Annotated in this window: 10 protein-coding genes; 7 read left to right on the top strand and 3 right to left on the bottom strand. The window is 70.4% G+C overall.

Translation table 11 applies throughout. The annotated features are described in order from the left end of the window. Window positions 1–4: 4 nt before the first annotated feature. Entirely contained in the window at window positions 5–3007 is a 3003-nt protein-coding gene (locus ACFE6Z_RS07210) for an AAA family ATPase (protein WP_375385044.1), read from the top strand. Window positions 3008–3052: 45 nt separating this feature from the next. Continuing rightward, window positions 3053–4606 carry an MFS transporter gene (locus ACFE6Z_RS07205; protein ID WP_375385043.1) on the top strand — a complete coding sequence of 518 codons (1554 nt, stop codon included), beginning with the start codon at window positions 3053–3055 and terminating at the stop codon, window positions 4604–4606. Between the two features lie 13 nt (window positions 4607–4619). On the opposite strand, the gene ACFE6Z_RS07200 is transcribed toward ACFE6Z_RS07205, so the two are convergent. Then, on the bottom strand, window positions 4620–6080 hold the full coding sequence (locus tag ACFE6Z_RS07200; RefSeq protein WP_375385042.1) for a phytoene desaturase family protein: 1461 nt from the start codon (window positions 6078–6080) through the stop codon (window positions 4620–4622). A gap of 125 nt (window positions 6081–6205) precedes the next feature. Between ACFE6Z_RS07200 and ACFE6Z_RS07195 the strand changes: the two genes are divergently transcribed. After that, window positions 6206–7282, top strand: coding sequence for a DUF4474 domain-containing protein (locus ACFE6Z_RS07195; protein WP_375385041.1), 1077 nt, complete (start codon window positions 6206–6208; stop codon window positions 7280–7282). A gap of 82 nt (window positions 7283–7364) precedes the next feature. Beyond that, entirely contained in the window at window positions 7365–7928 is a 564-nt protein-coding gene (locus tag ACFE6Z_RS07190; protein WP_375385040.1) for a hypothetical protein, read from the top strand. Window positions 7929–8148: 220 nt separating this feature from the next. Here the strand turns inward: ACFE6Z_RS07190 and ACFE6Z_RS07185 are convergent, their stop codons facing one another. Further along, on the bottom strand, window positions 8149–10221 hold the full coding sequence (locus tag ACFE6Z_RS07185) for an NAD(+) synthase (protein WP_375385039.1): 2073 nt from the start codon (window positions 10219–10221) through the stop codon (window positions 8149–8151). A gap of 421 nt (window positions 10222–10642) precedes the next feature. Here ACFE6Z_RS07185 and ACFE6Z_RS07180 point away from each other — a divergent pair, with 421 nt between their 5' ends. Further along, the gene (locus ACFE6Z_RS07180) at window positions 10643–14227 is read left to right on the top strand and encodes a TM0106 family RecB-like putative nuclease (protein WP_375385038.1); all 3585 of its coding nucleotides are present in this window, start codon (window positions 10643–10645) and stop codon (window positions 14225–14227) included. Window positions 14228–14253: 26 nt separating this feature from the next. Beyond that, window positions 14254–14577 (top strand): DUF3467 domain-containing protein, encoded by a 324-nt coding sequence (locus ACFE6Z_RS07175; RefSeq protein WP_375385037.1) that lies wholly within the window; start codon window positions 14254–14256, stop codon window positions 14575–14577. A 219-nt stretch (window positions 14578–14796) separates the two neighbouring features. On the opposite strand, the gene upp is transcribed toward ACFE6Z_RS07175, so the two are convergent. Next, window positions 14797–15429: a uracil phosphoribosyltransferase gene (gene upp, locus ACFE6Z_RS07170; protein WP_375385036.1), complete on the bottom strand. Its 633-nt coding sequence runs from the start codon at window positions 15427–15429 to the stop codon at window positions 14797–14799. A 77-nt stretch (window positions 15430–15506) separates the two neighbouring features. On the opposite strand from upp, the gene ACFE6Z_RS07165 reads away from it, so the two are divergent. Next, the gene (locus tag ACFE6Z_RS07165) at window positions 15507–15938 is read left to right on the top strand and encodes a nucleoside deaminase (protein ID WP_375385352.1); all 432 of its coding nucleotides are present in this window, start codon (window positions 15507–15509) and stop codon (window positions 15936–15938) included. Window positions 15939–16042 lie beyond the last annotated feature (104 nt).

Here is a 16042-nt window from a genome sequence, read left to right as displayed (position 1 = left end):
AGCCGTGAGGCTGCACCGGCTCGACATCGAGGGATTCGGGCCTTTCCGGCGCCCGCAGACGGTCGACTTCGATGCGCTCGCGCGCGACGGCATCTTCCTCATCGGCGGCAAGACGGGTGCGGGCAAGTCCAGCATCCTGGATGCTGTCTGCTTCGCGCTGTACGGCGGGGTGCCGCGCTACGGAGAGGGCGAAAAGCGCATCCGCAGCGACCACTCGGCGCTCGACGAGCCCACCAAGGTGAGGCTCGAGTTCTCCAGTGGCGGCAGGCGCTGGCGAGTCGAGCGGGTTCCGACCTATGAGCGTCTCAAGCGCAACGGGCGAGGCACGACCCTGACCGCCGCAGAGGCGCGACTCGAGGAATGGGTCGACGAGCAGTGGGTGGGGCGCGCCGCGCGCCCCGTCGACGTGGGCAACGAACTCCAGCCGATTCTGGGGCTCAACCACCACCAGTTCCTCCAGGTGATCCTGCTCGCGCAGGGCAGGTTCGCGCAGTTCCTGCTCGCCCGCAACGATGAGCGGCAGACCTTGCTGCGCACCCTGTTCGACTCGAAGCGATTCGGGGGATACGAGGAGAGCTTCGAACGCCGCCGCAAGGCGACGCTCGAGAGGCTGGCGCTGGAGAACCGCACGCTGCTGGCACAGCTCGAGAACGCTGAGCGGCTCGCACGCTCCGACTCCGATGAGCCGGTTCTGGGCGATCTCGACCTCGAAGAACGCGTCGCCCGCGTCCGTCAGGCTCGCTTGCGCGCCGCACATCAACGCGAGCTCACCAGCGCGCAGGAGGGCACCGCGCGCACGACGCATCTGGCCGCCGATGCCGCGCACACAGTCCTCGTCGCGCAGCGAACAGAACAGATCGCGCGCGACGACGCTCGGGGCGCCCTCGCCCGGCTCGACGGGCGCGCCGCCGAGCTGGCGGCCACGCGAGCAACGCTCGCCGCCGCCGACGAGGCCGAGACGTTCCGGCCGTTGATCGCAGCGGTTGATCGCACCGACGCGGCCGTACGCGAGGCGGAAGCCGCGCACGCCGACGCGGTGGCCCGGTGGCTCGCGGCCGGCGAGACGGTCCAAGACCAGACCGCGATCGCGAGCCGCGCCGACGAACTGATGGCCGCCGTCGGCGCGTGGACGGTCGGGCACGAGGCCGAAGATCGCCTCCGCGGGCTCGCGCGCGATCGCGCGACCACGGCCGCGCTCATGGCGGTCGCCGACGACGAACTCGCTGCGATCCAGTCGCGCCGTGCGGAGCTCCCGACGCTGCTCGAAGCCGCGGCTGCGGCGCTGGCCGCCGCGCGGGTGCACGCCGACGCGCTGCCGACCGCCTCGGACCGCCTCGACGCTGCACGGCTCGTGCACGCGGCGGCGGAGATCGCCGAAGAGGGGCGCGCGGCACTCACTCTCGCCGAGGCAGCCGCGACAGCGGCCGGTCGCGCGCTCACCCGCGCCTCGGGCGAGCTCGACGACCTCAGAGACCTGCGCTTCCGCGACCACGCGGGCGAACTGGCCGAGACCCTCGTGGACGGTGATCCGTGCCCGGTCTGCGGCGCCTGCGAGCACCCCGCTCCCACCTCGCGCACGGGCGAGCCCGTCACCGACGACGACATCGCCACCGCCGAGGCGCACAAGCGGGCCGCCGTCGCCGCCGACGCTGCAGCCGCAGATGAACTGCAGCGCGCACGGGATGCTGTGGCCACCGCGACAGCGCAGGCCGGTGGTCTCGCGCCCGCAGCCGCTGCCGCAGCGGTCGCCGCCGCCGAAGCGGAGCTGGCCGCCGCGGTTTCAGCCCTCGATGAGCACGCGCGGCTCGCCGAGGATCGCGCTGCACTCGAGGCCGAATCGACGGGGCTCGAGAGCTCCTACGCAGACCTCACGACCGCGCGGGCGCAGGCGGCCGCCGCGCTCGCCGGTATCGATCGGTCGATCGCCGAGGCGGAGGAGACGGTCCGCGACGCCCGTGGCGATCACGAGAGCGTCGCCGCACGGATCGATGCAGCCCAGCGCATCATCCGCCTCGCGCGCGAGCTGGTCGCAGCTCTCGGTGTCGTGCAGACGCGTCGCGAAGCCGCGGAGGCGGCGGCGGCCGCACTCGAGAAGGCGATCGACGCGTCCCGGTTCGATGCGCGCGAAGACATCGCCGGCGCACTCCGCTCGGCGGGCGACCGCGCGGTGCTCGACGCGACGGTGCGCGGGTACGACGCCGAACGTGCGGGCGTCACGCAGAACCTGCTCGCCCTGGAGCTGCGGATGCTGCCCGAAGAGCCCGTCGACGTCGACGCGTCCGAGGTGGCGCTGCGCGCAGCATCCGAGACCTGGCGCGCGTCCGTCACGTCAGCTGCCGCCGCCGCGACCCTCGCGCAGCAGCTCGACGAAGCCGTCGAGGCGACCGAGATCGCCCACGCCGTGATCGCGGAGATCACCGGCGAGGCGGCGGTGATCGAGCGGCTCGCCAACTCCGTCGCCGGGCGCGCCCCCAACACGCGGAAGATGAACCTCGAGACGTTCGTGCTCGCCGCCGAGCTGGAGGAGATCGTGGCGGCTGCCAACGTGCGCCTGGACGAGATGACGCAGGGCCGCTACCGGCTGCGGCACACCGATGCGAAGGCGGCGCGGGGAGCAGCATCCGGTCTCGGCATCGACGTCGTCGACGCGTTCACCGGCCAGGCCAGACCCGTGCAGTCGCTGTCGGGCGGCGAGACCTTCCTCGCCTCGCTCGCCCTCGCGCTCGGACTCGCCGAGGTCGTCACCGCGCGAGCCGGCGGCATCCGCCTCGACACCCTGTTCATCGACGAGGGGTTCGGCTCGCTCGACGCCGACACGCTGGACGTCGCGATGCGAACGCTCGACGAACTGCGTCAGGGCGGCCGCGTAGTCGGAGTCATCAGCCACGTCGAGGCGATGAAAGACCAGCTGCCCGCGCAGCTGACCGTGCGCACCAGCACCCACGGCGACAGCATCATCGATCAGGAGCGCAGCGTCATCGGGTACGACCTCGGTGTCAAGGCCTGAGCGCACCATCGGCCGGATCGGGATGCCGCGAGTAGCCTTGGAGAAATGTCCGATGCGAACGAGTCCACCGCCGGTTCGGCGCCACAGCCCCCGACTCTGACGCTCGAGCTGAGCCCGGCACGCAGGTGGCGGGCGTTCTGGGTCTGTGCCACGGTCGCCGCGATCACGATCCTCGACCTGTCGAAGGTGAACGTCGCATTGCCCTCGATCGAGGCCGCTCTCGGCGCCCAGTCGACCGAGCTCCAGCTGATCGTCTCGGGCTACGTCCTGACCTTCGGGCTGTTCCTCGTGCCGATGGGGCGCCTCGGCGATCAGCGCTCTCGCCGCACCCTGTTCGTGGTGGGGCTCTCGCTGTTCACGCTCGCGAGCCTCGTCTGCGCGATCGCGCCGAGCACGACCGTGCTGCTGGTCGCCCGTCTCGTGCAGGGCGTCGCCGCCGGCATCCAGATGCCCCAGGTGCTGGGCACCATCCAGCAGCTGTTCCAGGGCAAGGAGCGCGGACGGGCATTCGGTTTGTTCGGCGCCACGATCGGCGTCGCCACGGCGTTCGGCCCGACGCTCGGCGGCCTCCTGATCGCCCTCGGCGGCCCCGACGACGGGTGGCGCTTGATCTTCTGGATGAACATCCCACTCGGACTCATCGCGATCGCCCTGGCGATCTGGGTGCTGCCGACCACGCGTGCCCGATCCCGAAAGCCCCTCGAGCTCGACCCGGTCGGGGTAGGTCTGTTCGCCGTCACGGTGCTCGCGCTGATGTGGCCGTTCCTGTTCACCACGGGGTCGCCCGACGATAACCCGCAGCGGTGGTGGCTGCTGGTCGTGTTCGTGCTGTTCGCGGGCGCTTTCGTCGCGTGGGAGCGGCGGTACACAGCATCCGGTCGCAATCCGCTCATCCCGTTCGCGCTCTTCGGGATCTCGTCATACCGCAACGGCACGATCATCCAGTCGGCGTACTTCACCGCGCTGCCGTCGATGTTCCTGCTTACGACCCTCTACCTGCAGAGCGGGCTGGGCCTGCCCCCGGTGTTCGCCGGAATGGTCACGATCGGGTTCGCCCTCTCGAGCGCCATCTCGTCGTGGTACGGCGGAAACCTCGTGAGCCGGTTCGGGCGCCCGATCGTCGTGTGGGGACTCGCGCTCGTACTCGTGTGCGTCGCGGGGCTCATGCTCGCGGCGCTCTATGTGCCGGACGCGTTCACCGCCTACGTCATGGCGGGGGTGATGGTGATCGGTGGCATCGGCGGCGGTCTCGTGATCGCGCCGAACCAGACGCTGACCCTCGCCGACATCCCCGTAAAGCAGGGCGGGCTCGCCGGCTCGGTCGGCCAGCTCGGTCAGCGGATCGGCACCGCCGTCGGCACCGCGGTCGCCCTCGCGCTGTTCTACTCGACGATCTATCGCGAAGACGGCGGGACCAGCTCGGAGTCGGTCGTCTTCCACGACGCCTACGGCTTCGGCATGATCGCCGTCGGGCTGTTCGTGGCGATCGCGTTCGTGGTGGCGGTCATCGACCTGTCGGCCCGCAATCGCAGCCGCAGCGCGCCGCGCACACAGGCGCGCGCGCATTTAGGCGGTCACGCCCGCAGATCCGCGGGGTGACTCGGCTCACCGATCACCCGAACAGATCGGCCAGTTCGATTCCCACGCCGGCATTGTCTACGAGCGCCTGCCGGGCGGCGTACCATCCCGGCATCCCCGTCACTCCCGGGCCGGGAGGGGTCGATGCCGAGGCGAGGTAGACGCCCCGCATCGGCGTGCGCCACGGGGTCGGCGAGACCACGGGTCTGCGGATCGACTGCGCCACCGAGAACGCCCCGCCGAGGATGTCGCCGCCGATCGACGCCGGATTGAACCGGGCCCGCTCGGCCGCCGTCATCGCGGAACTGGCGAGGATGATGTCGCGGAAGCCGGGCGCGAAGCGCTCGACCTGACGTGTCACGAGTTCGGTCGGGTCGAGCGTCGACCCCGGGGGGACGTGGATGTACGCCCACAGCACGGCCTTGCCGGCGGGCGCCCGGGTGTCGTCGAGCACCGACGGCTGGACGGCGAGCACGTACGGGCGATCCGGCACTCGGCCATCGGCGACGGCGTTCTCGCCCGCCTCGATCTCGGCGCGCGTGCCGCCGAGGTGCACGGTCGGGGCGCGCGCGACATCTGCGTTCGCCCACGGAATCGGACCGTCCAGCGCGAAATCGACTTTGGCGGCCGCCGAGCCGTAGCGGTACGAGCGGATGCTGCGCCCATACCCCGCGGGTATGCCGGGGTGCGTCAGCAGAAGGCGAGGCGACGTGTCGAGCAGGAGGAGGTCGCCCGCCTCAGGATCGCCGTAGTCGAGGTCTGCGAGCGAGGCGACGTCCATGCTGGTCTCGATCACGCCGCCGTGCGCGCGAAGGTCGGCGGTGAGCGCGTCCGCGATCGCCTGGGCTCCTCCGCGGGGGTAGGCCCATCCGGTCGGGGTATGCGCGTGCGCGGCCAGGAACAGCCCCGACGCGGCTGCCGCGAGCGACGGCAGCCGGGTATTGGCGTGCGCGAAGGCGCCCGTGAGCAGGGCATCCGCTTCGGGGGTGGTGAACGTGTCGCGGCCGAGGGTGCTGCCCAGTTGGAGCACGCGCAGCCCGAAGCGGGTCGCGGTGACCGGATGCCGCGGCATCCGCAGCAGTTGCGAGCCGGTGAAATCGACCACCCCCGCCATGCGCCTGCTGAGCGGGCGAAGCACGGCACGCCATGAGCCGGCGTCGCGCCCGAGGGCGTCGGCAGTGCGGTCGAGATCCCGCCACGCGATCGCCGCTTGACCATCGTCGAGGGGATGCGCGAACGACGCGTCGGGAACGATCCACTCGAGCCGGTCGCGGAGACCGAACGCGTTGAAGAACCGTGACGTGAGGGCGGCGGGATGCACGGCCGATCCGATGTCGTGACGGAAGCCCGGAAGGGTGAGCTCCTCCGTGCGGATCGCGCCTCCGACCCCGTCGGCGGCTTCCAGCACCCGGACGCCGTAGCCCGCGCGGGCGAGCGTGACGGCGGCAGCCAGACCGTTGGGTCCGCTGCCGACGACCGTCGCCGTCCTGCCCATGTCGTCCAGTCTGTCACCCGCCGGTTCTCCGGATAGAGTGCGCCGGGTGCTGCGATGGGGATTTCGCCCCATTGGTCCGCGTCGAGGGGCGCCTCTAGGGTGGAGAGGATTCGACCGGGGGTGGTATGTCGTTCGCAGGAATGGACATCGAGGGGACGCGGGCGCTCGCGTCGACGTTCGGGAAGGCTGCCGACGCGCTCGCTGCGGCCGAGACCCAGCTGAACGGCGAGCTCTCGCGCTCGCCGTGGCACGGGCCGGACGCCGCGTCGTTCCGATCCGATTGGAACGGATCGCACCGCGCGGCGCTGCGCCGCACGGCCGAGAGCCTGCGGTCGATCGGCTCGCTCCTGGTGCGCCAGGCCGATCAGCAGCAGACCGCGTCGCAGCGCGACGGCGGCGGACTCCCGTCCGGGTTCGCGGTCGGACAGGTCGGCGCCAATGGCGGGTTCGGGGGCACCTCCGCGCACGGGACCGGGACCGCCGGTGGTGGCGACATCTTCAGCCAGCTTGCGCCGTTGCCGCGCACGCTCACCGGCCTCGTGCCCGGCCTGCAGAATGCCGTCGGCAACCTCGCCGATCTCGTGATGCGCGTGCCGCTCGTGGAGGCGGCGATCTCGACCGGACTCGGCTTCGAGTACGTCAAAGGGCAGGACTTCTACACGACCAATCAGACCTCGATCCAGAGCCACCTCGGCTTCATGGATGCGTTCGACAAGCTCGGCTTCGCGGGCGGCATGGACCTCGATGACAGCGTCACCCAATTCGAGTACGACGGCCAGGAGTACCGGCTCGAACTGTGGAAGGGCAACTACGGGGCGGGATCGGCGTTCGGCGGCGAGATCGGGCTGTACGTGCGCGACCCCGACAAGGAGGTCTGGGAGTCACCCGGTCAGGCGATCGCCGGCTTCTACCCGGCCGCCGATCAGGATGACCGGATCCACATGGTCCAGCAGATCTACAACGTCGACACGGGCGAGACCTACTTCACCAGCGACGGGCACGACACGATCGGCGGCGACCAGTACTGGAACGCTGCTATCCGCACGACTCCCGGCATCGACAAGGACGACCTCGGCCAGCGCGGCACCCTGTACGTCGACGACCCTGGCCTGCGCAACGCCATGGTCGACGAGATGAGGCGTGAGGGCCTCGATGTGCGCGTCGACGTCCGCACGGGCGCGATCGACTACGACTGGCAGTAGCCTCGCCCCGCTGCGCTCTTGCGAAACCCGATCGATCGGCGCGTGTCATCCGCATGCAACAGCAGCCGTTCTACGCTGGAGCATGGCGCACACATCGAGCACAGGCACCGTCGTAGCCGTGGTCGGAGCGGCGTCGGGCGACGCGATGGCGACGCTCGACGGCATCCCGGGCATCGAGACCCTCTCTCTGCGCGGCACCGATCCCGCCGTCGCCGCGCGTCGGATCGCTGCGGCGGGCACGACGTGGATCATCCACGACGCAGACCCGCTCGAGCATGTCGCCGCAGCGTGGGTCGAGCTGTACGAGGAGCGCGCGACGCTCGGCACGCTCGAACTGGAGGTCGAGACCGCGCTCGCGCAATTCGAGTCGGGCGACGCGATCATGCCCGACTACTACATCGTGCTCGACCCCGACCAGGTCCAGTCCACCTGGCGGCACTGGTGGTGCGGCGCTCTCGGGCATCGCGCACCGCGCCGGGTGCTTCCCGCGCATGCTCCGACGACATCACGGGATGCTGCGCTGCGGACGCTGCTGACAGTTCTGCCCTCGTCGCGGCCGTGGCCCGAGCCGTCGTCGTGGCTGCCCGGGCTGCCCTTCGACATCCCCGACCGGGTCGGTCTGCATCAGGATCGCCCGTTCGCCTGAGCGGACGCGCTCGGCCCGCGAGCCTCCGGCGGCGGTGATCGAGTAGGCGCGCCAGCGCCGGCCCACGGCGGTGATCGAGTAGGCGCGCCAGCGCCGGCCCTCTGCGGTGATCGAGTAGCGAGCTTGCGAGCGTATCGAGATCCCTTGGGCCTGCGTAGTACGTCGGTGCGGCGGATCTCGATACGCTCGCTGGCGCTCGCTACTCGATCAACGAATCGCGCTACCGCGCGAAGAATTCAGCGGGCAGCGCGGCCTTGAGCTCGGCGATCCACACCTCGGCGTTGCCGTCCGACGGCGCACGCCAGTCGCCGCGCGGCGAGAGCGACCCGGCGGGCGAGACCTTGGGCCCGTTCGGGATCGCGGAGCGCTTGAACTGCGCGAACGCGAAGAAACGACGGAGGAACACCTCGAGCCATTTCGCGACGGTCGGCAGGTCGTACGCGTAGCGGTCTTCGTCGGGGAATCCGGGGGGCCAGGCTCCGGCATCCGCATCTCGCCATGCGTGCGACGCGAGGAAGGCGATCTTCGACGGACGCAGCCCGTAGCGGACGAGGTGGAACAGGGCGAAGTCGTGCAGGGCGTACGGCCCGATCCGATCTTCGGTGGACTGCATCTTCCCGTCCTGCCCGGCCGGCACGAGCTCGGGGCTGATCTCGGTGTCGAGCACGGACTGGAGGACAGCGGCGGCCGCAGCATCCACTCCCTGCCCCTCCGCGATCACCCAGCGGATCAGATGCTGGATCAGGGTCTTCGGCACGCCCGCGTTCACGGCGTAATGGCTCATCTGATCGCCGACGCCGTAGGTCGCCCAGCCCAGAGCGAGTTCCGACAGGTCGGACGTGCCGACGACGATGCCGCCGTTCTGGTTCGCGAGGCGGAAGAGGTAGTCGGTGCGCAGGCCGGCCTGCACGTTCTCGAACGTGACGTCGTGCACCGGCTCTCCGTCGGCGAACGGGTGCCCGATCTTCGCGAGCATCTCGGATGCCGCGGGCCGGATGTCGATCGCCTGTATCGACGCACCCATCGCCTCGGCGAGGGCAATCGCGTTGGACTTCGTGTGCTCCGAAGTCGCAAACCCGGGCATCGTGTAGGCGAGGATGTCGCTGCGCGGCCGGCCCATGCGGTCCATGGCCCGCGCGATCACGAGCAGCGCATGGGTGGAGTCGAGCCCGCCGCTCACGCCGATCACGGGCTTGGGGTCGCCGATCGCGCGCAGGCGCTGGACGAGGCCTGCGACCTGGATGCTGAACGCCTCGTAGCAGTCCTGCGCGAGGCGTGCAGGGTCGTCGGGCACGTAGGGGAAGCGGTCGAGCGACCGGCGCAGGCCGATGTCGCCGCCGGGCGGGTCGAGCTGGAAGTGCACGGTGCGGAACTGCGGGTCGTACGTGCGGCGGTTGTCGTCGAACGTGCCCTGGCGAAGGCGATCCTGTCGGAGGCGATCGAGGTCGATGTCGGCGACGCTCCGGCGGGGGCCGTCGGGGAACCGCTCGGTCTCATCCAGCAGCAGTCCGCCCTCGTAGATCATCGTCTGACCGTCCCACGACAGGTCATTCGTCGACTCGCCGAGCCCGGCCGCCGCGTAGGCGTAGGCGGCGAGGCACCGCAGCGACTGCGACTGGCAGAGGTCTTTGCGGTCTTCGGCGCGCGCGATCGTGATCGGGCTGCCGGAGAGATTCAGCAGCACAGTGGCGCCCGCGAGGGCAGCGGCAGACGACGGCGGGATCGGCACCCAGACGTCTTCGCAGACCTCCGCGTGGACGACCAGGCCCGGCACGTCGAGCGCTTCGAACAGCAGATCAGAACCGAACGGCGCCTCGAGTGCGCCGATGCGGATGTCGCCGATCCGGATGTCTGCGCCGCGCTGATCGTCGCCGGGCGCGTACCAGCGCCGTTCGTAGAACTCGCGGTAGGTGGGGAGGTACGACTTCGGCACGACCCCGAGCAGCTCTCCGCGGTGGATCACGACCGCGCAGTTGTAGAGGCGGTTGCGGTGTCGCAGCGGCGCGCCCACCACGAGCATCGTGAAGAGCTCTTCGGATGCCTCGACCAGCCGCGCGATGGAGGCCTCGACGGCGCCCAGCACAGCATCCTGCAGCACGAGGTCGTCGATCGCGTACCCCGTGAGGCACAGCTCGGGGAAGACCGCGACGGCCACGGCGTCAGCGTCGCACTCGCGGGCCGTGGCGAGGATCGCCTCGGCGTTCGCCGCCGGATCGGCGATCGCGACGGGGATCGTGCATGCCGCGACCCGCGCGAACCCGTGACGGTACGCGCTCTCGAAGCTGGTGCTCATGTCCCCAGTGTGGCAGGCCACGGTGCGCCGCGGTGATCGAGTAGCGAGCGCCAGCGAGCGCCAGCGAGCCCCCGCGGTGATCGAGGAGCGAGCTTGCGAGCGTATCGAGATCCGCCGAACCGACGTAGTACGCGAGCCGTGATCTCGATACGGCGCTGGCGCGCCTACTCGATCTCCGCGGGGGCAAAGCGCTAGCGCGCCTACTCGATCTCCGCGGGGGCAAAGCGCTGGCGCGCCTACTCGATCACGCAAGGTGCCTCTCGCGATTTCGGCGATCTGCAGTTCTTCGGGGCGTTGTGCCGGGCGGGCTCCCGAAGAACTGCAGATCTCCGAAGTCCTGCAGCGGAGGCGCGGGTCGAGGCGCCCCGCCCGACGCCGATGTCGGGCACGACGGCTATCGTCGTCGAGACGGAAGGGATCCATGCGATACATCGAGGACGAGGGGCGGATCGTCTGGAGTGCGAGCGACCTCAAGGCCGCTGCCGAGTGCGAATTCGCCTGGCTGCGCGCGATCGACGCGAAGCTCGGGCGAGTGGCTGCTGTGGAGGAGGCGGAAGATCTCACTCTGGCCCGCGCAGGCACCCTCGGTATCGCCCACGAGCTTCGCGTGCTCGCCGCGTACCGCGAGCGGTTCGGCGCGGGTGTCATCGAGATCCCTGAGACGAGGTCCTCGGATGCTGCGGCTCTCGCCGACTCCGTCGCCCTGACGATCGCCGCGCTGGCGTCCGACGCCGACGTGATCTACCAAGCCACGTTCGCGACACCCGACTTCGTCGGCTTCGCCGACTTCCTGACCCGCGACGAAGACGGTCGCTGGATCGTCCAAGACAGCAAACTCGCCCGTCACGCTCGCGTCACCGCGCTCATGCAGCTCGCGGCATATGCCGATCAGCTGGATCGCTTGGAGGTGCCGCGCTCGGATCGCGTCGAGCTGCTGCTGGGCGACGGAACTGTGAGCACGCACGCCGCCGACGACCTGCTCCCCGTCTTCGGCCTGCGCCGCGAGCGGCTTCGCGCCCTGGTCGCCGACCGCCGGCTCGAACTCGGCGCGGCAGAAGCGCCGATCGCGTGGAGCGACGAACGCGGCGAGCTCGGCGTCATCGCGTGCGGCCGGTGCGCGACGTGCGACGCCGAGGTCGTGGCATCCCGTGATCTGCTGCTGGTCGCCGGCATGCGCCCCGTGCAGCGCGAGCGCCTGCGCGCCGCGGGCATCACGACCCTCGACCAGCTCGCCGACGCTGTCGAGCCCGCGCGCGGCATGAATCCCGACGTGTTCGCGATGCTGCGCACACAGGCAAGGCTGCAGCGCGAGAGCCCGGCCGGAATCCCCCCGCTCGTGGCGCCCGCGACCCCCGCGGCCTCGGCGGGGCCCCCCGCGATCCCGACCTATGAGGTCGTCGCCCCGACAGCGCTGGGTGCCCTTCCGCTGCCAGACGCCGGCGACATCTTCTTCGACTTCGAGGGCGACCCGCTCTACACGGAGGGCGCCGCAGCGGGCGACACCACATCGTGGGGCATCGACTATCTCTTCGGCTGGGTCGACGTCCGCGAGCAGTACAGCGCCCTGTGGGCTCACTCGTTCGCCGAGGAGCGCGGCGCACTCGAGACCTTTCTCGACACCGTGAATCTGCTGCGGCAGCAGCATCCCGGCATGCACATCTACCACTACGCCCCGTACGAGACCGCGCACCTGCTCGCCATGGCGGCGCGGCACGGCGTACGCGAGGGCGACGTCGACCGGCTGCTGCGCGACGGTGTCTTCGTCGACCTGTACCCGATCGTCCGGCGGGCGCTGCGGGTCGGATCGCGCTCGTACTCGATCAAGAAGCTCGAACCGCTCTATATGGGCACCGAGGTGCGCACGAGCGACGTGCAGAAGGGCGACGACTCGATCGTGCGGTACGTCCAGGCGCGCGCGCTCGGTGACGATGGACGCACGGCCGAGGCGCAGGAGATCCTCGACGATCTGGCCGACTACAACCGCTACGACTGCGTGTCGACGCGGCGGCTGCGCAACTGGCTCGTCGCCCGCGCGCGCGAGGCGGGGCTTCGCCCCTCGCCGGATTCCGAGCCGGGGGAGAACTCGTACGAACCCTCGCCGCGGTCGGTGCAGTTGAATCGCCTGGCCGCCGAGCACCCCGCCGACTCGGCGGAAGATCGCGCGCTGCGCCTGGGCGCTGCGGCGATCGACTATTACCCGCGCGAGGCGAAGACGTTCTGGGCGACGCACTTCCTGCGGCTGCGCGAGCCGGTGTCGGTGTGGGAAGACTCGCGCGATGTCGTCGTCCTGAACGCCGGGCTGTGCCGGGTGCTCGAAGACTGGCACCGCGAAGAGGGTCAGCGCACCGATCGGCGGCTCATCGAATTGCGCGGTGAGCTCGCGCCGGGCACACGACTGACCGTGGGCTCCGAGCCTTCGCTCATCTACGACCTTCCCGCCCCGTTCCCTTTCACACCCTCGCCGCGATGGATCCACGCCGATCATCGCGCCAAGGTCGTCGACGTGCTCGATGACGGGGCCATCATCGAAGAGTTGGCGATCCAGGAGGTCACCTGGCCCGAGCTCCCGATCGCGATCACGCCGCCGTCACCGCCAGCGGCGGGTAACCAGCAGAAGGCGATCGACGCGTGGGCGGATGCTGTGGCCGCCGCGTCGCCTGAGCTTCCGGCCGATCCGGCGACCGACATCCTGCTCCGGCATCCTCCCCGCACGTTCTCCGGCACCCTCGCGCCCGCGGCGCCCGGAGGCGAGGTCGACGCGATCGTGCGCAGCCTCGTCGATCTCGACCGCAGCTATCTCGCGGTGCAGGGCCCTCCCGGCACGGGCAAGACGTACGTCGGCTCGCACGTGATCGCCAGGCTGGTCGCGGAACGCGGGTTCAAGGTCGGCGTCGTCGCCCAGTCGCACGCGGTCGTCGAGAACATGCTCGCCCGCGTGGTCGAGGCGGGCGTGCCTGCGGCGCAGGTGGGCAAGGCGCCCAAAGATGCGACGGCGACCGGGATGCCGTTCACACCGCTGCCGAAGAACGGGCTGGCGGCGTTCACGCAGGAGCATGCCGGCACCGGCTTCGTCGTGGGCGGTACGGCGTGGGACTTCAGCCACGAGGGGCGCGTGCCGCGCGACTCGCTCGACCTACTCGTGATCGACGAGGCCGGGCAGTTCTCGCTCGCCTCCACGATCGCCGTATCGCTGGCCTCGCCGCGCCTGCTGCTGCTCGGCGACCCGCAGCAGCTGCCGCAGGTCAGCCAGGGCACGCACCCCGAGCCGGTCGACACCTCTGCCCTCGGGTGGGTCATGGACGGCGCCGACGTCATCCCGCGCGACATGGGGTATTTCCTGGCCCGCACCTGGCGCATGCATCCGCGCGTCGCCGCACCGGTTTCGCGCCTGTCGTACGCGGGCGAGCTGGCGTCGCATCCGTCGACCGAGCTGCGCACGCTCGAGGGGGTTGCGCCCGGGCTCCGCACCCTTCCGGTCCGTCACCACGGCAACGCGACCCAGTCGCCGGAAGAGGCCGAGGCGGTGGTGGGGGTCGTGCGTGAGCTGCTCGGAAGGGCGTGGTCGGATGCGGTGACCACCGATGAGAGCGTCACCGTCCTGCCTCCGCGCTCGCTCGTGCAAAGCGACTTGATCGTCGTCACGCCGTACAACGCGCAGCAGGTCGTGGTCGAAGAGGCGCTCGCGCGCGCCGGGTTCGACCAGGTCCCGGTCGGCACGGTCGATCGTTTCCAGGGCCAGGAGGCGGTCGTCGCGATCGTCACCCTGGCCGCCTCGGCCGGTCGGGACGCACCCCGCGGTCTGGAGTTCCTGCTGCTGCGCAACCGGCTCAACGTCGCGATCTCGCGGGCCAAGCACGCGGCGTACCTGGTCTACTCGCCCGGGCTGCTCGACGATCTGCCGCGCACTCCGGAGGGCGTTGCGCGATTGAGCGGGTTCGCCCGGCTCGTCTTGGCGCCGGCTGCCCAGACGCCGCGCGAGAGCCCGCTGTTGGCGGGCGCCGCATAGACTTGCGCCGACGAGGGGAGGCCTCCATGGCCGACGATGCCAGGCAGTTCGAAATCGACCTTCCGCCGGAGCTGATCGGAGGCGCCTACGCCGACTTCGCGAACGTATGGCACACTCCCACCGTGTTCGTGATGGACTTCGTCACCCTCGCCCAGCCGCCCCGCGAAGAGGTCGACCCCGAGACCGGCGAGCACCGCACGGTCGTTCCCGCCCGGGTGGTCAGCCGCATCCGCATTCCTCCCGAGCAGGTGTTCGAGCTCGCCAAGGCCCTCACTCAGCAGCTCGAGTTCTGGGAGCAGGAGACCGGGCGGCGTTCGCCGACGACTCCGCTCATCGACCCGGAAGTCTGACCGCACGCAGCGCCCTCGATCGCCCGGATTTTGTTGACAATCCGTCCGCGGATGTCAACCCCTTAGGTCGATCCAGATTGCCCACGTACGCTGACCACGCGCTCAGGCGCACGCCGCGGCATCCGTTCGGCGAGGGATGGATGCCGCGGCACTCCTTCGCCCGTCGGCCTGCGATTTCGCCCGTCAGCCTTCGATTTCGCCCGTCGGCCCTCGATTCGGCTAGACCGTGCCGTAGAGCCGGTCGCCGGCGTCGCCGAGCCCGGGCACGATGTAGCCCTTCTCGTTCAGGCGCTCATCGAGCGCGCCGAGCACGAGCGTGACGTCGTGTCCTTGAACCTGCTTCTCGATCGCCGCGACGCCTTCGGGCGCGGCGAGGAGGCAGATCGCCGTGACATCCCGCGCACCGCGCCGGAAGAGGAACTCCATCGCGGCGCCGAGTGATCCGCCGGTCGCGAGCATCGGGTCGAGCACGAAGCACTGTCGGTCGCTGAGGTCTTCGGGAAGCCGCTCCGCGTAGGTGGTCGGCTCGAGGGTCTCTTCGTTGCGCGCCATGCCGAGGAATCCGACCTCGGCGCTCGGAAGCAGCTTGACCATGCCCTCGAGCATCCCGAGCCCGGCACGCAGGATCGGGACGACCAACGGGCGGGGCTCGCTGATGCGCACCCCCATCGTCGTCGTGACCGGAGTTCGGATCTCGATCGGCTCGACCGCGACGTTCCGGGTGGCCTCATAGGCCAGCAGTGTCACGAGCTCCTCTGCGAGCTGACGGAAAACCGGCGATGAGGTGCGCTCGTCGCGCAGCACGGTCAACTTGTGGGTGATGAGGGGGTGATCGGCCACGTGCACACGCATACGCTCAGGTTAGGGCACGCGCCGCGCCCTACGCTGGCAGCGTGGGATTGCCGGTGACCGCGGAGGATGATCGCGCGATGGCGCGCGCCCTGTCGCTGGCGGCAGAGGCCGCGCGCAGCGATGAGATCCCCGTCGGAGCAGTGGTGACGGATGCTGTGGGCACGGTGCTCGGCGAAGGACGAAATGCCCGCGAACTCACCCACGACCCCACGGCGCACGCGGAGGTCGTCGCGCTGCGGGCGGCCGCAGCATCCCTCGGCTCATGGAACCTCGAGGGGTGCACGCTCGTGGTCACGCTCGAGCCGTGCCTGATGTGCGCGGGGGCGGCGCTGCAGGCGCACGTCTCGCGGATCGTCTTCGGCGCGTGGGACGAGAAGGCCGGCGCCGTCGGCTCGGTCTACGACGTGGTCCGCGACCGTCGCCTCCCGACCCGCGCGGAGGTGGTCGGTGGGGTGCGCGAGGACGAGGCATCCGCCCTGCTCCGCACGTTCTTCGCTGCCCGTCGCTGACCCGCGGTGGTCGAGTAGCGCCAGCGACCCGCGGTGGTCGAGTAGCGAGCTTGCGAGCGGCGGTGGTCGAGTAGCGAGCTTGCGAGCCGCGGTGGTCGAGTAGC

The organism is uncultured Microbacterium sp., assembly GCF_964244775.1.
Taxonomy (GTDB): domain Bacteria; phylum Actinomycetota; class Actinomycetes; order Actinomycetales; family Microbacteriaceae; genus Microbacterium.
The sequence above is the reverse complement of the archived record's forward strand: the minus strand, read 5'-3'. Positions and strand labels throughout refer to the sequence as shown.

Bases quoted from the DNA above. Each gene is read 5' to 3' on its own strand.
- ACFE6Z_RS07205 (WP_375385043.1), top strand. From the start codon at position 3,053: ATGTCCGATGCGAACGAGTCCACCGCCGGTTCGGCGCCACAGCCCCCG.
- ACFE6Z_RS07200 (WP_375385042.1), bottom strand. From the start codon at position 6,080: ATGGGCAGGACGGCGACGGTCGTCGGCAGCGGACCCAACGGTCTGGCT.
- ACFE6Z_RS07195 (WP_375385041.1), top strand. From the start codon at position 6,206: ATGTCGTTCGCAGGAATGGACATCGAGGGGACGCGGGCGCTCGCGTCG.
- ACFE6Z_RS07190 (WP_375385040.1), top strand. From the start codon at position 7,365: ATGGCGCACACATCGAGCACAGGCACCGTCGTAGCCGTGGTCGGAGCG.
- ACFE6Z_RS07185 (WP_375385039.1), bottom strand. From the start codon at position 10,221: ATGAGCACCAGCTTCGAGAGCGCGTACCGTCACGGGTTCGCGCGGGTC.
- ACFE6Z_RS07180 (WP_375385038.1), top strand. From the start codon at position 10,643: ATGCGATACATCGAGGACGAGGGGCGGATCGTCTGGAGTGCGAGCGAC.
- ACFE6Z_RS07175 (WP_375385037.1), top strand. From the start codon at position 14,254: ATGGCCGACGATGCCAGGCAGTTCGAAATCGACCTTCCGCCGGAGCTG.
- upp (WP_375385036.1), bottom strand. From the start codon at position 15,429: ATGCGTGTGCACGTGGCCGATCACCCCCTCATCACCCACAAGTTGACC.
- ACFE6Z_RS07165 (WP_375385352.1), top strand. From the start codon at position 15,507: ATGGCGCGCGCCCTGTCGCTGGCGGCAGAGGCCGCGCGCAGCGATGAG.